The 23,943-nt window shown below is 39.3% G+C and carries 16 protein-coding genes and 1 pseudogene; 6 read left to right on the plus strand and 11 right to left on the minus strand.

Features of this window, described 5'->3' with window-relative positions; genetic code table 11:
- Positions 1 to 27: 27 nt before the first annotated feature.
- A complete protein-coding gene (locus tag DFR60_RS22410; RefSeq protein WP_110324884.1) occupies positions 28 to 1,320 on the minus strand; it encodes an ABC transporter substrate-binding protein in 1,293 nt (430 codons plus the stop codon).
- Positions 1,321 to 1,531: 211 nt separating this feature from the next.
- Positions 1,532 to 2,560, minus strand: a complete 1,029-nt coding sequence (locus DFR60_RS22415; RefSeq protein ID WP_167437688.1) for a LacI family DNA-binding transcriptional regulator — start codon at positions 2,558 to 2,560, stop codon at positions 1,532 to 1,534.
- Between the two features lie 210 nt (positions 2,561 to 2,770).
- Here DFR60_RS22415 and DFR60_RS22420 point away from each other — a divergent pair, with 210 nt between their 5' ends.
- The 3 genes from DFR60_RS22420 (at position 2,771) to DFR60_RS22430 (ending at position 8,223) form a co-directional block, all read left to right on the plus strand.
- A complete protein-coding gene (locus DFR60_RS22420; protein ID WP_110324886.1) occupies positions 2,771 to 5,578 on the plus strand; it encodes a glycoside hydrolase family 3 C-terminal domain-containing protein in 2,808 nt (935 codons plus the stop codon).
- A gap of 171 nt (positions 5,579 to 5,749) precedes the next feature.
- Positions 5,750 to 7,195, plus strand: a complete 1,446-nt coding sequence (locus DFR60_RS22425; protein ID WP_341457990.1) for a sodium:proton antiporter — start codon at positions 5,750 to 5,752, stop codon at positions 7,193 to 7,195.
- Between the two features lie 14 nt (positions 7,196 to 7,209).
- Positions 7,210 to 8,223, plus strand: a complete 1,014-nt coding sequence (locus DFR60_RS22430) for a cytidylate kinase-like family protein (protein WP_110324887.1) — start codon at positions 7,210 to 7,212, stop codon at positions 8,221 to 8,223.
- Between the two features lie 119 nt (positions 8,224 to 8,342).
- On the opposite strand, the gene DFR60_RS22435 is transcribed toward DFR60_RS22430, so the two are convergent.
- Positions 8,343 to 8,636 carry a hypothetical protein gene (locus tag DFR60_RS22435; protein ID WP_146218623.1) on the minus strand — a complete coding sequence of 98 codons (294 nt, stop codon included), beginning with the start codon at positions 8,634 to 8,636 and terminating at the stop codon, positions 8,343 to 8,345.
- A gap of 111 nt (positions 8,637 to 8,747) precedes the next feature.
- Complete coding sequence (locus DFR60_RS22440) at positions 8,748 to 9,497, minus strand: sensor domain-containing diguanylate cyclase (RefSeq protein ID WP_341457994.1); 750 nt, start codon at positions 9,495 to 9,497, stop codon at positions 8,748 to 8,750.
- Positions 9,498 to 9,810: 313 nt separating this feature from the next.
- Here DFR60_RS22440 and DFR60_RS22445 point away from each other — a divergent pair, with 313 nt between their 5' ends.
- Both DFR60_RS22445 and DFR60_RS22450 read left to right on the plus strand, forming a co-directional pair.
- Positions 9,811 to 10,575, plus strand: coding sequence for a LytR/AlgR family response regulator transcription factor (locus tag DFR60_RS22445; RefSeq protein ID WP_110324889.1), 765 nt, complete (start codon positions 9,811 to 9,813; stop codon positions 10,573 to 10,575).
- Positions 10,572 to 11,903, plus strand: coding sequence for a sensor histidine kinase (locus tag DFR60_RS22450; protein ID WP_110324890.1), 1,332 nt, complete (start codon positions 10,572 to 10,574; stop codon positions 11,901 to 11,903). The genes DFR60_RS22445 and DFR60_RS22450 overlap by 4 nt, the downstream gene beginning before the upstream one ends.
- A 92-nt stretch (positions 11,904 to 11,995) precedes the next feature.
- Here DFR60_RS22450 and DFR60_RS22455 read toward each other — a convergent pair whose 3' ends face one another.
- Together DFR60_RS22455 and DFR60_RS22460 are read right to left on the minus strand one after the other, a co-directional pair.
- Positions 11,996 to 12,760, minus strand: a complete 765-nt coding sequence (locus DFR60_RS22455; protein WP_207659565.1) for a class B sortase — start codon at positions 12,758 to 12,760, stop codon at positions 11,996 to 11,998.
- 17 nt (positions 12,761 to 12,777) lie between these two features.
- Positions 12,778 to 14,292: an InlB B-repeat-containing protein gene (locus tag DFR60_RS22460; protein ID WP_110324892.1), complete on the minus strand. Its 1,515-nt coding sequence runs from the start codon at positions 14,290 to 14,292 to the stop codon at positions 12,778 to 12,780.
- A 1,071-nt stretch (positions 14,293 to 15,363) separates the two neighbouring features.
- On the opposite strand from DFR60_RS22460, the gene DFR60_RS22465 reads away from it, so the two are divergent.
- Positions 15,364 to 17,307, plus strand: coding sequence for a S8 family peptidase (locus DFR60_RS22465; RefSeq protein ID WP_243005153.1), 1,944 nt, complete (start codon positions 15,364 to 15,366; stop codon positions 17,305 to 17,307).
- Positions 17,308 to 17,530: 223 nt separating this feature from the next.
- Here the strand turns inward: DFR60_RS22465 and DFR60_RS22470 are convergent, their stop codons facing one another.
- The 5 genes and pseudogenes from DFR60_RS22470 to DFR60_RS22490 all read right to left on the minus strand — a co-directional run bounded on the left by DFR60_RS22470 (position 17,531) and on the right by DFR60_RS22490 (position 23,837).
- Complete coding sequence (locus DFR60_RS22470) at positions 17,531 to 17,821, minus strand: hypothetical protein (protein WP_146218624.1); 291 nt, start codon at positions 17,819 to 17,821, stop codon at positions 17,531 to 17,533.
- A 476-nt stretch (positions 17,822 to 18,297) separates the two neighbouring features.
- Positions 18,298 to 20,310, minus strand: coding sequence for a cytidylate kinase family protein (locus tag DFR60_RS22475; protein ID WP_110324894.1), 2,013 nt, complete (start codon positions 20,308 to 20,310; stop codon positions 18,298 to 18,300).
- A gap of 477 nt (positions 20,311 to 20,787) precedes the next feature.
- Positions 20,788 to 21,873 (minus strand): annotated as a pseudogene (locus DFR60_RS31560) (class I SAM-dependent methyltransferase); the annotation flags it as partial.
- Positions 21,842 to 22,453 (minus strand): cytidylate kinase-like family protein, encoded by a 612-nt coding sequence (locus tag DFR60_RS22485; RefSeq protein ID WP_110324895.1) that lies wholly within the window; start codon positions 22,451 to 22,453, stop codon positions 21,842 to 21,844. The gene DFR60_RS22485 and the pseudogene DFR60_RS31560, both read right to left, overlap by 32 nt.
- A 4-nt stretch (positions 22,454 to 22,457) precedes the next feature.
- Positions 22,458 to 23,837, minus strand: a complete 1,380-nt coding sequence (locus DFR60_RS22490) for an MATE family efflux transporter (RefSeq protein WP_110324896.1) — start codon at positions 23,835 to 23,837, stop codon at positions 22,458 to 22,460.
- Positions 23,838 to 23,943: the final 106 nt, after the last annotated feature.

The following is a 23,943-nucleotide window of genomic DNA, read 5'->3' on the forward strand; positions in this document are numbered from 1 at the left end:
ATACTTCATTAAGAACCACCATATTATTTAGTGGAATATTTCTTTTCTTCTGGCTATGAAATTTTTCATTGATTCTTCCAGACTCTGTTCTCCAATAAGATATAACTCCTTCTCTTCCCGCCAAATAGTATCCACATCAGCGAATTCATATACTGGTTCTGCCTCATACCTTTTTTTTACTGTCATCATTGTCTCTGCGCCTGGTACCTGGATGATCGATTGATATAATTCAACAATATCGTCATCTGTATATGAAGGCATCATTTTTGCTTTTACCAATATCTCTGCCCCTTCTTTCCCAGTTAGAAAATTTACAAATTTAAATGCAGCTTCCTGCTTTTGGCTCTTAACATTAATCATACTGAAACAGGCAGGACCTCCAACTGTTACTGCTTCCTCAACACCTTCCGGCACAGGCATATAAGCTATGCCAAGCTCAAATTTATCTGCCAAATCTGGATTCGATTTTAATTCCTTCTCAGCATTTCCTATGGTCCATTCTCCATTAGGAAGCATTGCCACATCTCCATTCAAAAATAATTTCAAACCATCAACAGAACTGCTCTTCATTTCTTCGTAGCTCATATGTGATTTATCCACATTATATAAGCGTCCCATAAATTCCAACCAGCTTTTTAGCTCTGTTGTATCCTGATCAAGGATACTGGAGCCATTCTGTACTGTCCCAATTGGTTCACCGATCCAGTCAATTAAAAATCCCCCCCATAACATCGTGCCGTCTTCTCTTTGGTATGTCATCTTCCTGGCAAGCTCTGCATACTCTTCCCATGTGATATTCTCAGGATACGGAATCTTCTCCTGATCAAATATTTTTTTATTATAATAAAGTGAAAAACACATATTGCGATAGGGGAGCGCATAATATTTTTTATCCTTTGCCGTTATCTGAAAACTGTCACCATATGGTTCAAGATTTATCTTTTTCTCCCCAATCAGATCCGAGATATCCAACAAATTTCCTGCATCACGATATTTAATGTATTCTTTTAATGTGCTTGTACCAAATACATCTACATCAGATCCCCCCATCAACATTGCTACCATCTTATCGGAATAGCCTGCATTATCTACATATGTTGCTTTTACTTTAATATCCGGGTTTTTCTTTTCAAATGCCTCAATAATATCATTCATATATACCTGTTCATCATACCATCCATAATATTTAATTTCTGTTTGTTTTCCTTCCTTTTGTGAAATTTCGCTGTTGGAATTCCTCACTTCTGTCTTAGCGCCACAAGCCACTAGTGTCATAAAACAAATTCCCATTGTCATTAATACTGTTACTACTTTTTTCATTACAAAACCCCTTTCTTTCCTTACGAATTAATCTTTTTTGTGGAATCGGTTTTATTATAATGTTTTTATATTATAAAGTCAATATAGCTAATAATTATTATTTGATTTGTATATTTTTCTTATATTTTATTATGCACTTTTACTTTTTTTCCATTATTTTCTACTGCTTTTATAAAAGCGTTTCCACATTTCCTTTTAAAAAGACATCCTGCTATTTTACAGAATGCCTTTTATCTTGCACACTGGCCTCCCCTATAATCTTCATGTGTGACTGCAAGATAACCCGCTGGTATGGAAGTTCTTCTTCCTGCTCTATACGTTCCAGCAGCATACGTGCCGCAACCATTCCCATATCCGAAGGCTCTGGTGCCCATTTTATTTCATAACCGTACTCTTTTGAAACATTCAACATGTCATATCCGGCCAGCATAATATCTTCCGGAACCCTTTTCCCACACAGAAAGACAGCGTATGAACTTGCAGTAAAAAGATCCGGAGAAAACGACAGTATTGCCTCCGGAGGATTGCTGCCACGAATCAATTCCGCAATCACTCCCACACCTTCTTTTTTATTATTTAAATAAATAAAACGTCCTTCTTTTGGTTCGATACCATATTCTTTCATAGCTTTTACTGCACTTTCGTATCTTAACTCCCGATTATAATCATGTTTATAATTCAGTAAGGCTATATCTCTGTATCCGCGCTCCAGTAAATCTGATACAATCTCATAGCTGGCATATAGATTGTCAATATAAACACCGTCACACTCCACACCAGGAAGTTCTCTGTCAACACAAACAACCGGCGTGCCCGACTGGCTTATCTGATTAAATAAATCACGATTTCCTTTCCCCTTCCCCGTTACGGGTATCACAATAACCCCACACACTTTGTATGATAGAAGATCTCGTATTGCCTCCGCCTCTTTTTCCACGCTGTAATCAGAATTGCACAAAATCATTCTGTATCCTTTCTTTTGTGCCAGCTGATCCCCACGATAAAAAATTTCACTAAAAAAAGATTCACATATATCCGGAACTACAAAACCAATTATATTTGTCTTAGATTTGGAAAGACTAACTGCAATTGCACTTGGCGAATATCCCAGTTCCTTCACAGCGTCCATAACCTTCTTTACTGTTTTTTTGCTAACATAGCCCGACTGGTTCAAAACTCTGGATACAGTAGAAGGAGAAACTCCTGCTTTTTCTGCTACATCGTTGATTGTTTTCTTCATAATATCATTTCCTTTCCACATTTTTATGAATTTTTTTTCATATTATTCGGATATATTTTCTTTTTTATCTGTTCTAATTCTATTATAATATAAAATCTCAAAAAATAAAGTCAAAAATCTAATTTTTATTTTATATTGACATATTTTTTTATTATGCTAAAATAAAAGCGCTTCCACATTATTTTATCCCTATGAAAGGAGTTATTTTATATGCAGGATCTTCCATTTAGAAACACAGCGCTGCCAACAGAGGACCGCGTCATAAATCTTATTTCTTATTTGACTCTGGAAGAAAAATTCCACATGTTAACCACCACGCTACCGGCAATTCCACGTCTGGGTATCCAGGAGTGTTTTATAGGAGCCGAAATTGCGAGAGGACTTCTAATGCGTCAGGCAGATAATTTCAGTACAGTTCTGCCTCAACCCTATGGTCTTGCTGCCACTTTTGATATTAACCTGATGCATCAGTTAGGAGAAATGGTATCTGATGAAGTACGTATATGCCAACGACAGGGCAAATCCGATACCTCTCTTTTTGTCTATGGACCTACTGTGGATTTAGAACGTGATCCCAGATGGGGAAGGAATGAAGAAGGTTACGGAGAAGATCCATGTCTGGCTTCTCAGATAGCAGCTTCCTACGTTGATGGTTTGAGTGGTAATTATCCGCTGCTCTGGAAGACAGTACCTGTACTAAAACATTTTTATGCAAATAATTGTGAAACACATCGAAGAACTGCAAGTTCTAACATTACGCTGCGTTTAAAACATGAATATTATCTAAAGCCATTTCAACATATTATTCAAAAAGGACGTGCCCTCGGTATAATGACTGCATATAATAGCGTGAATGGAATGCCATGTATAAATAATCCGGAAGTACATGATTTATGCAAGGAACAATGGGGACTGATTTTTGCAATAAGTGATGGAGGAGATTTTAATCAAAACGTTTCTGAACATAGAATATTTAAAACACACAGTGAATCGCTAAGCAGTATTTTAGGAAAAGGCGCCGATTTGATGTTAGAAAGCGACGCCATGGTCTCTAAAGCCGCAAAAAAAGCCTATGATAATGGCTTAATTACCGAACAGCAGTTAGATAATGCAATATTCTCTGTATTTTTACCACGATTTTTAACTGGAGAATTTGATCCTCCGGAAAATATTGAATATAACCAAATTCCAGAAGACAGGCTTAACTGCTGGGAACACAAACAATTAGCAGAACAAGCAGCCAAAGAATCCATAATTCTTCTTAAAAATGAAAATTTTCTTCCGTGGAAGATGGAAAGCATAAAAACTGTAGCTATTATCGGGCCAAACAGCAATGACATTCATGCTTGCTGGTACTGCGGACAGTCAGAAAATACCATTTCCCTGGCAGACAGCTTTCAGAACATTCTCGGCCATGAAAAAGTTTTAACAGATGAAGGCTTTGATCTAATTGCTATCCGTTCTGTCCAAAATGGTAAATATCTATGTATTGATAAGAACGGGAACTTAAGTGCTTCATCTGAACAGCCTAACAAATCCGCAGCATTTGAGTTTATGGATTGGGATAATAATATCTGCACTCTGCGGTCTGCAAAAACGCATAAGTACTTAGCCTCGAACCAGCAATCTCCTATCAGTGCCGCGATATCATGTTCATCAGAACGTGTTTACGGCTGGCTGGTCAAAGAAAAATTTAAAATACAGAACTATGGGGCCCACTCCCGAATTTTTACTTATAACAATCAGGCCCTGGCTGTTGATGATGACAACCGGGTCGTCTGTATCGATTCTCCAGTTCCCCATAATAATGGCCTGTTTGAAATAGAGGTATTATCTAAAGGCTGTGACAGAATATCAAATTTAGCTTCCAAAGTGTCACATGTTATTGCTGCTCTTGGAAGCCACCCGATGTTAGTAGCCCGTGAAGAAGAAGACCGCAGTACCCTACTGCTTCCTTCCTCACAGTCAAAAATGCTGGCCGCCGCTGCTCAGGCCAATCCTAAGACTCTGCTATATCTGGTCAGCAGTTATCCGTATGCAATCGATCGTGAAGAAAAACTGGTTGACGCCGTATTGTATTCCACCCACATGGGACCTTTCCAGGGGAAAGCTGCCTCCGACGTAATTCTGGGAAGATATAACCCTGCTGGAAGATGTCCTGGAACGTGGTATCATTATGCTACTCCCCTGCCTGATATTATGGACTACGATATATCTCAGAATAAAATGACTTACCTTTATCATGAGGATGATGTTCTATATCCTTTCGGCCATGGACTGAGTTATACTCACTTTTCCTATCGCACACTTCATATTTCCCAGGAAAAGAATGCTTTGAACATTCACGTAACTCTGAAAAATGACGGGGTATATTCCGGCGATGAGGTCGTACAAATTTACATCAAGACACCTGATTCTGGTTTTCGGCAGCCGCTGAAACAGTTGAAAGCATTTAAACGGGTAAATCTTAAAGCTGGGCAGGAACTGGAGACTATGCTCCAGATCCCGCTGAATGACCTGTCCTATTTTCATCCTTATTTAAAACGCATGGTTATACAGTCCGGATATTATACAATTGAAGTAGGACAATCCAGCAAAAATATTGTATTAACATCCACGGTACAGGTTCAGGTCCCAGAACAGGAAAAATGTATGAATCCTGATGTGAATGCCCTCGCTCTCATTCAGTACCATAATATTGAATTTCTAACAGATATGATTGACTACAAAGAATTTTTGCTTGCTCATGACTTTAACAGCTATGCCATATATGAAAATCTTTTTTTACAGAATGCATCGTACTTTGAAGGTTCTTTCTCCACCCCCTCAGGAGGAGCCGAGGTCTTCTTATATGATAATTCTACCGGACAGATTCTGGGAACCTGCCACGTTCCTACAACAGGCAGCCTGTCAGAATTTGTCAGTTGTCGGTGCCCGCTGCCGTATTTAAGCGGAACCTATAGCATACGATTACAATTTACAAAAACTACAAGTATGAAATCGTTCCATTTTATCTGACTTAACCTAAGAGGAAACCATGACAAGGCTACTATGCGCCAGCCATATTTCAGGTTTTATAATTTTCTTACAACATCATTTGCATTTCTATTACAATGTTGCTATAATAAACGATTGGGAAAACAAATGAAAATGGTAGAAAGTATGAAAGATACTTAGGAGGTCAACAACTTGAAAAAATTTATTGCATTTTGGGGAAGCCTCGGGATGATGATGGTCATGAATGCACTTCCAGTTCTGGCCGCGGATGGCTCCTCGGCGGGTTCACACGGAGCGGTTCCGCTCTGGCTGTGTATTCCCTTTGCGGGGCTTTTGCTGTGTATCGCCATCCTCCCGTTAGTAAAACCGGTATGGTGGGAAGAACATCAGCCGCTGGCCGTGGTGTTCTGGTCCCTGCTCTTTATCGTACCGTTCGCTGTTGCCTATGGTACGGGAGAAGCCGTGCAAACGGTGATGGAGTGCATAGTGGATGATTATCTGACATTTATTGTGCTGCTCTTCGGCCTGTTCTGTGTGTCAGGCAACATTACTATGGAAGGGGATTTAGCGGGCTCACCACGGGTCAACGTTGGACTGCTTCTGATCGGCACTCTGCTCTCCAGCTGGATTGGAACCACCGGAGCCAGTATGCTCATGGTACGCCCTGTGATTAAAATGAATTCCTGGCGATCACGTAAATGCCACATTATGATATTTTTTATTTTCCTTATCTCTAATATCGGTGGCTGCTTAACGCCGATCGGCGACCCGCCGCTGCTGATGGGATTTATGAGGGGAGTTCCCTTTTTCTGGAGTCTGCACTTAATTGGACTGATGCTGTTTAATGTGGTTTTGCTGCTGTTTATCTTTTACTGGATTGATCGCAGGGCATACCGCAAAGATATTGCAGAAGGTCTGAAACCAGATATCACAAAACCCGGTACCCAGGTCAGGATCAAAGGACTTCATAATCTATTTTTCATAATTATGATTGTGGCAGCTGTTATCCTAAGTGGTGTGCTGCCGGGACTGTCAGTGTTCCAGGACGCGTCGGGAAATGTGCTGGGAATTCCTGTTTATAAAAATGTAAAACTGACGATTCCGTCTCTGATTGAGATCGTAATCATCCTTGCAGCGGCGTTTCTCTCCTTCCGTACCACCAACTCCGAAATCCGCAGGCAGAACCACTTTACCTGGGGTGCAATCAAAGAAGTTGCCGTGCTGTTTATCGGTATTTTTATCACCATGCAGCCGGCTCTCATGATTTTGAAGGCCAAAGGCGGTGAATTAGGCATTACGCAGCCGTTCGAGATGTTCTGGAGTACGGGTATGCTGTCCAGCTTCTTAGATAATACGCCTACCTACCTGGTATTCCTGACAACAGCGGGTGCTCTGGGAGCACAGAACGGCATGGTAACCACGCTGGGGATCGTTCCCATTGAAATGCTGATCGCCATATCCGCGGGCGCTGTATTCATGGGAGCCAACACCTATATTGGAAATGCGCCGAACTTCATGGTCAAATCCATTGCTGATGAGAATGGTATCCGCATGCCATCTTTCTTTGGATATCTTCTCTGGTCACTGTCCATCCTGGTACCGGTATTCATCCTGGATACTCTGCTATTTCTGTTATAAGGGGGAATTATAAAATGGAATATAATGAAGAAAGTCTCCGTGAACTGGCGGAGCACATCTATGATCTTGATGCAGAGGTGTACAGTCAGCTCGGTTCCTCCCTTGGACGAGTCTTTAACCGGGATCGGGAGGCGTGTGTGGAAGAAATGGTCCGGCTCATGATGACACGCCCGAACGGCCATATGGTGCGAAGTGAGCTGGCTCTGATCGGCAACATGGCCCGCACCATCCAGGATAAGGAAGAACGCAAGCTGGTCATGACGGAGTACAATAAAATTCTCAAAGAAGTCATGAGCCTGCCCACCAGCTTTGCCAGCGGTGATATTCTCGATCCGCGTACAGCCGGTTTGAATACTTTGAATCTAAAGAACCGTTTTTCCAAAGGTGATCATCTGATTATCTGTATTGGAAGAACCTATGGATGCGGTGGAAGTGAAATCGGCTTCGCTCTCGCTGATGCATTAAAAATTGACTACTATGACGCCGAAATATTCAGTGCGGTACTTAAGCGCCTGGATGCGGAAAAAGACCGTGTGCTGGACCGTGACAGTTTCTCAAAACGGACGGAACAACAGCATATGGCGTTCGCACAGCCCAGAAGACTGACATTAAAGCAGCGTATTCGGGAATTTAGCCGTTACCACGGCCTGTCGAAACGGGATGCGGTATTTTTCAATCAGAGCGATCTGTTGTGTGACATGGCTAAGAAAGAAGATTTTATCGTCATGGGACGTTGTGCCGATGTGATTCTGACAAATAACGGAATTCCACATATCAGTATTTTCATTACAGCACCATTTGAAAAGCGTCTGCAGCGTACGATGGAGGTTAACAGCAGCTTAAATGTGAAACAGGCCCGCCGCCTGCTGAAGCATCTCGACCGCCTTCATATGCATTACTATCAGTTTTACACTGGCCGCAAGTGGGGCAACGCCGGTAATTATGATCTCTGCATCAACAGTGCCAGCTATGGAATTGATGGGTCCGTGGATTTCATTAAGCGGATTATTGAAGAGGAAAAGAAATAGTATTCTTATAAAAATACGGCAAATCCGTATGTCACCATAACCATTTACTTTTATAACTCAAAAAATACAGACGCTCAGAAATTGAGGTCTGTATTTTTTTAAAGGGATACCATATTCCTCTAACAGCCTTGGTCCTGCACAATTCCGACGTGCGCATCTCCATCAATCCCGCACTTGTATAAATCAGGTAATCTAACATCCGGTTTCTTTCCGGCTGCATCAGTATACAAAGCCGACCCGCGGCTGCCCGCACCGCTTTTCGCATAATCAAGCATTGCCGAGAGATATACACCCTGTGAAATAAGCATATCCCGAAATCTGTAAAACAAAGGAAGTTGTTTTATAGCAGGCGTCCGCACCACCTTCAAATATGCAGTTAATTCTCCATCGGCCTCCTTCAACACCTGTTCCAAATCCTTTCCCCTGATAAAGACGGGATTATCGGCCATCTCTGCTGATTTGCAAAGCTTCCCGGAAAAAAAGGAGCCGATGCTCCATAACTGATTTCTCAGCTATTTTGCAACTTAAAAGAATTCTTCCGTAATGTCCGTATAGATGATTACAAACTCATCACCGCCGATTCGGTAGAGGCGTTTTGAGGCAGTGCTGTTTTTCATAACACCAGCGCATCCCTTAATCAGTTTATCTCCCGCGTCATGACCAAAGGAATCATTAATCTCTTTCAGCCCATTAATATCTAAATAGACCACGCCTACAGAACCTCTGCTCTCTTTTAATTCAGATACATCCTGTATAAAACGGTTTCTATTGTAAAATGAAGTCAGCCGGTCGATCTGGCTTAACTCAAACAGCATCTTTTCATTTTCATTTTCATTTCGCTGCATGGAAAGAGAAAGAAAATACTGGATAGTCTGCAAAAATGGAACCGCTACCTCCGCCATCTCCAGATCCTGATTATCTAATCCAAGCGACCCATATACCTCCCCATTTTTAATCAAAGGAACCCATACAATATTCCGTATCCCCTGGTGAATGAGCAGATCATAACCCGTGGGAAAAGTGTCCTTTAGCTCTTCAACATCATTGATAACAAGTTTTTTGTGTGTCTGCAGTTCATCCAGCCATACCTGATCATCACCGATGGGAATATTCTGCAGATTATCAATCTCCGGCATGATACCTTCTTTACACCATTCCGCAGTATTAGAATAGTATTTGCCATAAAACTGAAAAACGTAGGCACGTTCCGCGCAGAACATTGTTGCGATATATTCCAAGACCTTTTTAACAGCAGTCTCTATATTGCGGTTAATATATACGGATACCTTATTTGCTTTATAATAAAAAAAACGCTGATATACAGGTTAAATATTACCATAAAAATGTAAAATTCCTTCTGAAAGATTGGAATGTTAAAAATCTAATACATAAAAAGGTCAATTAGAGTCATCACTATAGATAATCCAGAATTTTATTATATGATATTGTATCAACTTTACAAATAAGGAAATCGGAGGTAATCAATGGATATATATCAAAATAAGCATTCCCCTAATCAACCAATATTTGAGAAATTCATTTGGAAGATACAAACTTGGCAGCTTGTCTGGAGGTGTACGTAAAAACATGTTAAAGATTGTCCTATGCGATGATAATCGTCATTCCAATAAGGAGTACGCAGAACTTATTTCTGAAATTGCTAAAAAGAACCAGTTAGAGATCGTGATTTCCTGTTTTGAAAGCGGAGAGTCTTTGCTTTTTCATTACTCTGATACTATCGACCAGATTGATATTCTATATCTGGATATTATTATGAATGAGACAAATGGAATGGAGACTGCTCAGAAATTACGTGACTATGGCTGTAAAGCTCAAATCATTTTCTTAACCAGCTTTGAGGACTATGTATATGAGGCATTTGATGTAAATGCAGTACAATATCTGCTAAAAGACAATACAAGTTATGAAAAATTCGAACTTGTTTTTCTTAAAGCTGTAAAATTAGCCTCTATTAGAACCAAAGAACTGTTTACCTTTGAATTTGACGGCGAGACCGGAGTGATACCAATTGATCAAATCTCCTATTTTGAAATCTGGCAAAGACTTATTACTATTCATTATGACAATGGCAAAATAGCAAAATTTTATGACAGTATAGAGCATTTGGAGCAACGCCTCCGCAAAAATGACTTTGTTCGTTCACACCGCTCGTTTCTTGTGCATTTGCCCTATATTGCAATGTTTGGCCATCAGAGCCTACGGCTAAAGACCGGGGAGGTTGTGCCTGTGGGTGGTACTTATATACAAACTTTAAAAAGAGCGTTTTCAGATTATATTGCGCGGTTTCAAGTTTACGGTTCTGAATCCTTCCGCAGTAAGGAGTGGGGATGATAGTTTTTTATTTTGCAATTATAATAGTTTTGATGTTCTATTTGGTGTTTATCGTGTACTATCAATCTTTATTCCCAGTGAAGGGAAAAGGAATTCCGTATATATTATTGACTTTAGTCCTTATTGCAGCGTCCTATATTTGTTTAAATACCTGGAATTTACTTTTGTTTAATTTCCCTGCCGTCATAATCATTTTAATTTTGGGACTTCGCATTTCCACCGGAATGAATTGGAGTCAATCCTTTTATGGTGGTTGTACCTGTGCTATTATCGCATATTGCTTTCGTGGGATTTTTACCTCAATCATCTCACTTATCTACAGCCATCAAAATTTTATATATAATGTCAAGGCTTATTATATTATTACTCTTTTTACCCTTCCGGCTTCCCTCCTGTTTCTCAGAGTCCTTCGGAAAACGATTCTTCCGGATCATAAGATTAGACAGTTTTTGAAACATGGTAGTCAGCTTAAAACAGTAATCACATATGAGATAGCAGCTATCATTAATTTAGTTGTTATTAATTCAGGTCGAGATCACACACCAAACATCAATTGGTACATGGGAATCGCATTAGGTGCCTGCACATTGACTCTTTTTATGCTTGTTTTTGCAATCTATCACTCTATAAGAGGTACAGAACTTCAGGAATATCAGTGGAGGACCAAAGCTCTTGAAGAACAATTTGAACGGCAATTACAGCATTATAAATCGTATCAGAAATATACAGAAAGTTTTAGAACGTTCAGGCATGACTATAAATATATGATGGGGACCGTCAAATCGTTAATTAAATCTAATGACAACGAAAAGGCAATTCTGCTGTTGGACAACATTTATGAGGATATGCAAAAAAAAGTAAAGATCCACAAACAATATTCTGAAAACGTTGTGCTTGATGCGATGCTGCAGGATTTGGCAAATATGTGCTCAGAAAAAGAAATTCGCTTCTCTTTTAATGTTTTTACGCCAAGGGACACAGAATTGGCACTTGTTGATGCGATTCGCATTTTTTCCAATATCACGAATAATGCGGTGGAAGCGTGTGAGAAAATTCCTATCTCGGAACGCTTCATCGAAATCACCACTTGTATTGATCAACAATGGGTTACTCTGGAAATAATTAATTCTTTTAATGGTCAAATTATTATACAAAATGGTATGTTTATAACAACGAAACAAGAAAAGTATGGCCATGGGTTCGGATTGAGAATTGTTCAGGAAATTTCAGAGAATATAGGTGGTTTTGTGGTTTATGATACAGATATGGATAACCGGACATTCCTGACCCGTATCCATATTCCACGTTTTCAAACTAAAAATCGCTAATGTACCCTGTGCGATAACATTATTTTTCGGTTTATCAGTGCGCACTAATTACTAGGAAAGGAGGCATTCGTAAATAGTGAATGCCTCCTTTCCTATGGGACCATTTTTCTTGCCACCACTGCAAACCGGCCATTTTCTGTGTGATAAGAGCATGTCATAAGCGTTATAAATTCATCTCCAAATCTAGGACTGACTCCCGTTTCATAAAGGGCTATCTTCCGGATTCCTGCAACGTATTCATAAAAGACCGCTTCGCTCTCTGCATTTAAAAAGTTATAATGCTTAAAAATTGTTTCTCCCTTTTTATAGACTTCACTTTCAAACGCGGCAAAGATTTCGTATTCCTGTGTTTCATAAAGTGTATCGAAACAAATGATACGATGATTAGTATAATAGTCCGGTTCCTTAAAGTTGAGCAGTACAGAAAACATAGTCCCATTTTTCATATTGTGAGCATAAATTATCGTATTTGTTCCGAACGGTTCCACAGCACAGCGTCTGTCAATATATGGAAGTCCGCTTTTGGAAATTGCGTGATCAAAATCATGAGTAAGATAGAAATCGTCTCCTGTATACATAACCGGATAATCAATATTCGTACCCTCTATTTTTAGCCAACCGATCATATCCTTATTTCGTGCGGATAATACTTCATAATTTTTTAATATGGTTTTTGTAGGCGCTTCCATTGACTCAAGGGAATATATATCTGCTGCGGTTACATCTAAGCTTATGGTACTTTGAGTTATCTGTTGCAATTGTTTAAGATTATTTATTTCTTTATCACATTGTATATATTCCTGTCCTAATATTGCACCAGAAATTGTAAAAGCTAAAATTAATAAAACGTAAATCATGAAGCAGTTCTTTTTATTTACTGACATTTTATTTTTAACAGTTTAAACTTTTGCTTGTATGCAGTTAGTACAATTATACCTAAAGCGGATGTACAGCAGATGACCCATAAAAGGACACGATTGAAATTGCTATAACCAGTTTTGGGTAAGCTGTCCAATGCATGGTAACCTAAAAATGAATCTTCATCCTCTGTCAAAACAAACTCAATATCACCATCGCTGGTATCATTGTTGCTTTCACTGCCATTACCGCCACCGTTTCCATCGCCATTACCGCCACCGTTTCCATCGCCGTTACTGCCACTGTTTCCACCACTGATACTGCCGCCGTTTCCACCACTGTTACTGCCGCCGTTTCCATCGTTGTTTCCTTCACTATTTCCACCTCCAATATATCCGCTATCTATATCCCAAGATGCCCATAGTGTAATATTCTCTGTTACTGTATCGTTCTCAAAATCCCAGTGAACCGGGTCCCCGCTCTCATCGAGATACGCATACCATCCGTTAAAAATATATCCATCACGGACCGGGTCTTTCGGCTGGCTGGTCACTGTGCTATTGAGTGGAAGCATCACTTTATAAAAACTGTTATACCCTGTTTTTCCGTTGTCGGGATCGAAGACCACCAGGCAGCCGTTTTCCCAGTCTGCCCATAGCGTGGTATTTTCCGTTACTGTATCGTTTTCAAAATCCCAGTGAACCGGGTCCCCGCTCTCATCGAGATACGCATACCAGCCGTTAAAGATATATCCATCGCGGGCCGGGTCTTTCGGCTGGCTGGATACTATACTATTGAGTGGGACGGTCACTTTATAAAAACTGTTATACCCTGTTTTTCCATCATCGGGATCGAAGATCACCAGGCAGCCGTTTTCCCAGTCTGCCCATAGCGTGGTATTTTCCGTTACTGTATCGTTTTCAAAATCCCAGTGAACCGGGTCCCCGCTCTCATCGAGATACGCATACCAGCCGTTAAAGATATATCCATCGCGGGCCGGGTCTTTCGGCTGGCTGGATACTATACTATTGAGTGGGACGGTCACTTTATAGAAGCCACCGTATCCGGTTTTTCCATCATTAGGGTCGAAAACTACCAGGCAATTTCCTGACAGCTCATCAAGGTCTAGCTCTTCCTGGAATATTTCTGCAAAACTTGTCTCTTCTTGTCCTGTCTCCCCCTGACTTATTTTTTCCGATTCTGTCTCCTCCTCTACTTGCTCTTTCTGGTCTCTGGCAAGTTCTTCTCCCGCCCCATTCGTTCCTATTGGTTTTCCGGAATGATCAGGCTCCTTCTTTTCTTCTTCCGAACTCACATGGTCTTCCTCATCTGTCAACACTTCCTCTGTTAATATATTACCATCTTCCACACTTGCATTGTCCAAATTGTTGGTAGAACTTTTTTCAATTGTTGATCCAGTATCATATTTAATCTCTGTTGCAAATGCTTGCAAAGTCAATGTACCGCACATTAAAATAGCTAAGAGCAAAATCATTAATTTATTGACTTTGCGGTATTTCCTTTTTTGCATGAGTATGCGCCTCCTTAAGCTTATAAATCTTGAAAAGTTTTTATTTATTATTACTTAGATGAATGGAATATATTTATTCGTATGAACTGGTCCTATAAGATTGGAGTTTCGCAGCATAAGTTTTATTGACGCTAAAAACAGACACCTCCTATCACATTACTATTATCGCTTTATCTTTGTGGCAATAAAAGCTGCTGCTCTCCTTAGACAAAAATTATTCCTCTGAAATTATAATATTAAATTAATTAATAAGTATGGTCATGTGCTTAATTGGGGTTATCATGCATTAAAATGTAATTTATACCAGAGACTCCATAACGCTCACATTCCGTACGAATAGTATAACTGTCTTTAAAGTATTGACTCTCTCTGACAATAGAAAGCATTAATTATCTGGGAATGGCTACATTCCAAATATTGTAGAAAATTCATTATATAATGCATTTAATTAAAGTATCTGAATAAGATAATTTAAGGTGTATCCAAAAATAAAAGGTCCAACCATTAAATATTAATCCCTATCGTGAACACTGCTTAGGAAGGTAATACGAAACCAGACACGTTTATCCAGCTCTGAAAAAAATGTAACAAGCCTGGAAAAAGTTTGGTATGTAATGGATTAATGCCAATTTAAATTATAGCAACTCCGCTTTGAAAAAATTAATACTATTTTAGGATCTATCATTCAGTATCTAGTTGATTAACAATCGAATAAAGAGACTACGACTTGACACTTTCCAAAACCATAAAGTGATAGCGAGGTAGCACCAGTCCTCAGCATTTTCTTTAAGATAGTCATACTTGTGGAAAAGCTATAGAGAGATTATGAAAGAAAGGAGCTTCCTGTAAGGCTGGATGGTACTCGTCCCCCTACCTGCCGGACGGCGTCTACGCGGATCTGATGTCAGCATCAAATCTTCGGTTTCAGATGCAGTCGGAATTTACGAGAATACGTAACAGAATCAGTCGCTGCTTCAGCATCTACTTCCCTGAGTACAAGAATGTCTACCGGACCCCGAATGCAAAAAGAGGAATGATGGTGCTGAAGACGCCCCTCTCCCGGAAGACATCGTGATATTGGGAGTCGAAGGGGTAAACAGGATCTGGCGGGAAGCCAAGCTCAAAGCTGTGGGACTTAAAAGGCCAAAGATCCTGGTAGACACAGCAGAGCACAGTATCGGAATCAGAGACGGAACGACAGCCGCAAGGATTGAGATCCGGATGTTTCTTGAGGATTATGAGTCCAGGGCATCGCCGCTTCAGGAGATTATGAATATCAGCAGGTTCAATACCCCAAGCCTTGGATTTTCAACAAAAACTACTTGTTTATATGAGGAGGTCTATATTTTGCATAAAATGTTGGACGAAAATTATATGGATTTGTTAATTGACAATATGGTAGCTGATAATCTTATACATGATTACAATGTAACAAGGATTAATGAAAGATATTCAATTTTACATTCACCTATTGAAACGTTTGATATGTGTTCCTTAGGATATTATCCATATCACATATTTCCAACAATCTACACATTAAGTTCTACCGTTGCACTCGAAAAATCCGGGGTGTCGGCAATTCAAAGTAACCCGAATTTCGAACTCTTTGGTCAGGGGGTTTTAATCGGGTTTGTAGATACAGGAATTAACTATCAACACCAGGCTTTTTTGAATCCTGATGGTTCATCAAGAATAGTATCTATTTGGGATCAGAGCATTATAAATGATGCAGTTAGTTCTAATGTCCCATTCGGAACGGAATATGATAAAGAAATGATAAACATCGCCTTAATGGACGCAAATCCACTATCAATTGTTCCAAGTGTGGATGAAATTGGGCATGGTACAATGTTAGCTGGAATTGCAGCTGGCAGTATAGAAGAATCTCAAAACTTTCAAGGAGTTGCTCCTCAAGCAGAACTTATTGTTGTTAAACTAGTCCAAGCTAAACACTATAATCGTGCTATTTTCGGTATTTCGGATACTATTGATTGTTATTCAGAAACAAATATTATTATTGGTATCGATTATATTAAGAATCTCGCGGATAAACTTAAACGACCAGTTGTAATATGTGTGGGATTAGGTTCAAGTCAAGGGGATCATGATGGTCATAGCGCATTGGCATTATATCTAAATAACCTATCCACTATTCCCAGAATAGGTATATGTGTGTCTGCCGGTAATGAAGGCAATAGAAACAGGCATTATAGTGGAGTTGTTTCTAGAAAACAGTCTTTTAGTCAATTTGAGCTTAGAGTAGGTGATTCTGATAAAATATTTTCATTAGAATTGTGGCAAAAATCCCCAGGAAGACTTGATATCAAGATTCAATCACCTACTGGTGAGGAGACAACAATTGTTCGACCACAATTTAGGCAGTGCTATGAACATAATTTTATTTTCAGTAATTCTCGAATCTATATTAATAACATCATAGCAGAAGAAGAGACTGGGGAACAATTGATATTAGTCAGATTTTCAAATGCGATGAGTGGTATCTGGAAAATCCAGGTTTTTAATAGAGATGATATAGATGCCCAATTTAATGCATGGTTACCATCTGGAAATATTATTACTGAAGATACATTTTTTCTTGAACCAGATCCTTATACAACAATTACCTCCCCTGGAAATGCCCGTAATCCAATTACAGTAGCAGCCTACAATCAAATGAATAATAGTATATTAATTAATTCTAGTAGAGGCAACACATCGAGTGGGGGGACAGAACCGGACATTGCAGCTCCTGGATTTAACCTTATGGGCCCAAATTTAAGATATGCCTATGGCAATGCAAGTGGTACGGGAGCTGCGGCGGCTCATACTGCAGGGATTATATCTTTAATAATGGAGTGGAGTATCTTAAAGGGAAACTATACGACTATTTCTGGTAGGGATATCAATAGACTACTTATTAGAGGTGCAGCAAGAGATGACAATATTGAATATCCTAACAGAATTTGGGGTTATGGAAGAATTGATATTTTAGGTCTGTTTAGTGGATTGATATAAAAGTACAAAACTGTAATATATTGAGGAGTGTGTATAGAAATCCCTGTAAAAACAGATCTTCTATGATAATGTTAGAGCGGAAGGACTTTCTATGAGCTTTCCGCTCTTGGCTTATAGATATCTTACTTTTCAGTGTATGTCAAGAGCAGGCGGGCATCCGCCTGGCCTTAACGGTATTTATTGTCTTTAACTCGGTAGCCGTCCATCGTACATGATGCTCCGTTCACCGTAAACCTGACCTCAGTTCCGGATCGGCATTGTCCACTTCTTTAACTGTCTGCTTTATCCATTTTTCAAACCATTCAGTGACAGTTACCTTCTCCTCTTTACCAGAAAGGACGTGTTCATCTTCGTAACGGGCATCATTAAAACACTTTTTCACTACGGATAGTTTGAAATCATAAAACTCCATACGCTTTCCATATTGATTGGTATATCGGGCGGAATACCTTTTGTCTTTCCTTTGTTGATATAAGCCAACCCCCAATTCCATGCCACGTAAATCTTTGCCCATGTAATCCATCGCAGATGATTAGCTAAATCAATTTCCAGTATCTTCGCTCGCTTTCACAAGGTCATAGCAAATTGCTGTAATGCTCCACATAGAGGATTCTTGACAGTCTTGTTTTCTCTGATTTTCAATACGTCTAAAACAAATCCCCATTCGGCGGTAAATTGTAAAGCAGCATAAAAAAACGGCAGGGGAACTACTGGATTCCACCAATAGTCCCTTGCCAAACACGTTATGATAAACGCACTATATTCTTTCGTTTTTTATCCGATCACTTCAATCCGATCACGCTCCCTGCTATAAAAATATACTTTTTCCATAAAGAATTCCTCACTACCACAATTATGGTTCTGAAACCCTAAAGCGTCTCGGATTACCTCCGGAGGTACCAGGTTACCCTTGTGGGTCACCGAAGCCTCCATTACGAGGAACCCAAAATAAAGATCACTTTCAAGCAGTCCACTTAATCTTTTTCCACGTTATTTCTCAAATTCACCTTTTATCCTTTTGTTTATAAAACAACAAATTATCTCTGCACACTGTTCGACACCGATTGAACTATCAATCAGAAAATCATAATTATATGCTTTGCCCCAGCGCATATCTGAAATGCTGTGGTAATAGGCTGCTCTTGCTTCATCAGAACGGTGAATATTTTTAATTGCTTCCTCCCTGGTATCTCCGTACACCTCCATAACCCTGCCAACACGATACTCTTCCGGGGCATAAATGAAAATTCTTATTACATTGTCATACCCTCGCAAAACATAATCAGCAGCACGTCCGACAATCACACAAGAGCCTTGGTCCGCGATTTTGCGTATAATCTGTTCCTGTGCGATAATTGCCTGCTGAACAACACTTGTGCTTAGATATAATTCATGCAGAAGCCCCGGAGAATTGGCATTAATGTCCGAAATAAATTCCTTGTGCAAACCACTTTCTTCAGCTGCTAATGCTGCCACTTCTTTATGATAAAACGGAATATTTAACTTCTCTGCAGCCTCTTTGCCGATTTGCTTTCCGGCAGAGCCATGTTCTCTTGCAATCGTGATAATGACACCCTTTTTAGAAGCTTTCAGTACCGATTTTGCAGGTTCATCAATTTGTGTCTCTTTTCCCAACGAACGCATAAAGCATACTGTCATGGAAACAGCAGCAATCATAGCAATAAAATCTGCTATGGGAGCTGCATACAGGATGCCCTTAACCCCAAAGAATCGAGGCAGAATAAGTACCAATGGCACAAAACAAATAATATCTCTGATGACGGATGATATAACGGCATAAACTGGTTTTCCTACTGCCTGGAAGAAAATGGAGGTCATTTTAATCGTACAGGTAAACACAACCAGGGACAGAAAAATACGGAACGTCATTTCTGCAAACTGCCAATAATCCTCCGGATTCGGAATATTTGTGGGCGATCCAAACATACGGACAATCAAATTCGGTGCGAATTCAAATAACAACGTAGACACAAGCCCGATTACAAGCGTTGCTGATAAAGCATACTGATACGTTAATTTAACTCGTTTATAATTTTTAGCGCCATAATTATAACTGATAATCGGTTGACAACCTAAAATAATTCCAACAACTATGTTAATCACAACAGTAAATACCTTGCTTTCAATACCGATTATCGCAATGGGAATATCAATGCCATAGCGGGAAAGTGCTCCATATTTTGCCAGCATCATATTACAGACCAACGATATAATAACAATCGTCATCTGCGTGATGAAAGAAGATACACCTAATTTCAGTGCCGTAGAGAACACACCAAACTTAGGAATAAAATGTTTCCATGTCAATTTGAAAGTCTTTGTATGAAAGAAACAGACAGCACTAATCACAAAAGATACCGTTTGACCGATTACAGTTGCAAGCGCAGCACCTTTCATTCCCCAGTGGAGTCTGAAAATAAGTACAGGGTCAAGGATGATATTCACAATCGCTCCTGTAAGCATAGATGCCATAGAGCTTGCCGGACTGCCATCTGCTCGAATCACAGAATTCATCATATTCATCATCATAAAGATTGGGAAAAACACAAGAATAATGTTAAAATATTCAATTGCCAATCCGATACTGTTTTCCGATGCTCCGAACAATGTTAAAATTTGTGTTTTGAACGGAAAAAATACCGCTAACAAGATGATACTCGTCAACAGGGTAATTGTAATGCCACTGCCGATACAAACAGGAGCGTTTTTCGTATCCTTCTTTCCCTGACAAATACTAAGGTACGCGGCGCATCCATCTCCGAAACACCAGGCAAATGCCTGTGCAATAATAAAAATCGGAAATACTACGCCAGTTGCAGCATTGCCTAATGCGCTGAGTTCACTGTTGCCAATAAATATCTGGTCTACAATATTGTAGAGTGCGCTGACCAGCAGAGATAAGATACAGGGGATAGAAAATTTCATCATTAGCTTAGGAATCTTCTCTTTCCCCAGATAGTTGATTTGTTGATTTGATTGCATTTAAATAACCTCCATTTAATATGATTTTTCTGGAGTCTTTATCAGAGAAAAGCTACCTAAAAACTACGCACAAGCATAGACAAACCGCAAATATGCAACAAAAAAGCAGTGTAGAATCAGCCAAAGATTCTACGCTGCTCGCTGCTTGGCTTAATTATTTTATCAGATAAACGCCTCAAAAGTCAACTTCAAAATTTAGTTTTATCTAAATAGTTTATTCCCTTTTCGTCTTCTTTAATAACCACAACACCTGGAACAAACTGATGTGTAAACTTATTAAACTTCCTTTTCATGACATAAATCAATCCAAGGAGGCTGCATACCACTGCTCCGATAAAATTAACGATTGAATCTTACATTGTGTCATACAGTCCAATATCCAAATAAGGTAAACAAAAAGGACTCACTCTTTATGATGGTTTTTATATTTTTCATATATAGGTTTTCCATGCGTTTTTTTCGCTCCTTTTTTAATTTTTAATACCAACGTACAATTAGTAGTTCATTATTAATGCCATTGGTAAATAGTACCTGATGCAGATCTATAATTCCATTGTGGAATGCAGCTGCACAGGCAGGCAAATACAAGTCCCACATACGAACAAACCTCTCATCATAAATAGTCTCTGCCTCATCAATATGCTATTTGAAATTCTTTTCCCAGCACAACAGTGTGCGATTATCATGTAGCCGCAAGTTTTCCGTATCCATTGTATGAAAATCATTTTCCGCCGCACAAGAGAGTACCTCCCGCAGGCTTGGAACCACACCGCCCGGAAAAATATATTTTTTTACCCATGGATCACCCGGATGTTCTTTTAATGCACTGATAAAGTGAAGCAAAACAATGCACTTGGTTTTATAACCTTTTTTACACAGTCCATAAAAAGTTGATAGTTATCCCTGCCTACGTGTTCCACCATTCCAACGCTAACCACACGGTCAAAGGGTCTGACCATATTCCGGCAGATCCCGGTAATCCATCAATTCCACTTTAAGCAGATGATCAATATGCTCTCCTTTAATACGATTTTTACATTCTTTATACTGTTCTTCACTCAAGGTAATTCCAACTCCGTGCACACCATACTTCTTTGCCGCTTCAATTAATAAAAATCCCCATTCACAGCCGATATCCAGTAATGTCATTCCTTCTTTTAGATAAAGTTTTTCTAAAATGTAATCTACCTTGTTCCTTTGAGCCTGCTCAAGAGAATCATCCTCGTGTCGAAAATATCCACAAGAATAAATAACACATCGTTTTGTCTAACCACAAGCTGTAAAAATCGTTTCCGATATCATAATGACTCTGCACTTCTTCATTCTGGTTTTTCTTTGTCATAGAGCTGTGTATCAGCTTCTTCAGAGCGGATTCGTCCGTAGAAAATTTCCCCATCTGACCAAGAAAATGATCTAACGCATGATACAGATTCCCTTCAATTTCCAAACTCCCATCCATATATGCTTCTCCAAGAGCCAGGGAGGTGCTTGTCATCAATGCGGATATGGGAATTGACTGATGAAGAAGTACCTAAATTCTGGTTTCCCTTCTCCAATCAGATACATTCATTATAATCATATCAATTGCTTTTTCAGTACTTATCTTAGAAAGATTAATGCACAGATCATAATTACCTGCTCTACCCCATTCAGCATCTGCATATTCACTATAATAAGATGCTCTTAGCTTATCCATCTTATGGATTTTCTTCAGAGCTTCCACTTCGGATAAGTGATCCCTATTGCATACCCTTTCTATCCGATCTTCTTTTTCTGCTGATAAGAAGATTCTGAAAATATTTTCCTCTCTTAACGTGTAATCTGCTAATCTGCCAATTATGATACAGCTTCCCTTTTCTGCGAGTTCTTTCATCACCTCTCTTTGCGCATCCATTTTAATTTCTTCTACTGTCTTCTGACCGCTTAAAGTTCTGGTTCCCATAACAAGTGAATAGAGAAAACTGTTTGTTGCCACTTCATCATTCTGTGTTAAATATTCTTTAGATAACCCACTTTTCTCAGCGATAGCAGCCATGATTTCTTTATCATAATATGGAATTTTTAATTTTTCTGCTAATTTTTTTCCAAGCTCACGACCACCTGCTCCAAACTGTCTTCCGATTGTAATAATTATTTTTTCCATCTGCTTATACACCTTCCTTTTTTATTGTTTTCTTTAGTTCCTTCAAGACATTTTTCATCATAATCAGCATTACGAGGAATGTCACAATATCTGCAATTGGTGCTGAAAACAGCGGACCCTCTACACCAAGTGAAAGCGGCAATAACAACACAAGCGGAACACTTAAAACAAAATCCCGCAGTAATGATAATCCCATTGACATAACTGGTTTTCCTAATGACTGTAAAAATACGCTTGTCGCTTTTATCACACAACAAAGAACCATAGTGCATAGGAAAATACGAAATGCTTTGACTCCAAATTCATTATACAAATCACTTTCGCTTCCAAACAGGCCAAGAATCTGCTGGGGAAAGATTTCAAAACAAACTGTCGCAATAAATCCAATGCAGGTTTCAACAATCATCATTATTTTATAGATTTCTTTTACCCGTCCATGCTGACCGGCTCCATAGTTATATCCGACAATAGGCTGAGAACCGGCTGCAACTCCGATTGTAAAGGCAATCACAATCTGGAACACTTTCATTACAATTCCAACTACCGTCATTGGTATATCTGCACCGTACTTAGACATTGCTCCATATTTTACCAGTACATTGTTCATTACTCCCATAATGATTACAATCGATAGCTGAGTCAGGAAACTACTAATCCCAAGCGGCAGGATATGCTTTAACAAAGCCGCTTTGATAGCAAAACTCTTAATATTCAGCTTAAAGGTTTTTGTGTGGAAAAGGTAATACACTGCCAAGCCTGCAGATACAACCTGACCTATGATTGTAGCGATTGCAGCGCCTTTTACTCCCCAGTGAAGTGCAAATATGGCAATTGGGTCAAGGATCACATTGATGATACAACCAACTAACGTGGATATCATTGCAAACTTTGGACTTCCGTCTGCCCGAATAACAGAGTTTAATCCATTAGAAAACATAAAAAATGGAATACCGATTGCAATGACATTAAAGTAGTCTCTGGCATAATTGATATTGTTTTCCGTTGCCCCAAATACACTTAAAATTCCTTCACGTGCAAACATGAAAACCAACAAAATGATAATGCTGCTAAGTATAAGAATAGTTACTGCATTCCCCGCTCCGTTCCTCGTACTATCAGTATCTTTCTTGCCTTGGCATATACTAAGAAACGCAGCACATCCATCGCCAATCATAAGCGAAATGGCAAGTGCTATGACTGTGATTGGAAATACCACATTAGTAGCTCCATTTCCCAGATATCCGACTCCCCTTCCGATGAAAATCTGGTCAACAATGTTGTAAAGTGACGAAACGAGCAAAGACATAATGCATGGAATTGAAAATTTCATCATCAGTTTTCCAATTGGAGCCTCTGCAAGATATTGATTAGAATTTTGATTCATGGTATCTTTCTCCTTTTTGCGCAAAAAAATAGCAGCTGAAATGTTGGCTATCGCATTCCAGCTACCACCTATTTATTATTCTAATTTAGTATACTGTACTTTCTCC

Origin of the sequence: Hungatella effluvii, from assembly GCF_003201875.1 — a bacterium.
Lineage (GTDB): Bacteria > Bacillota > Clostridia > Lachnospirales > Lachnospiraceae > Hungatella > Hungatella effluvii.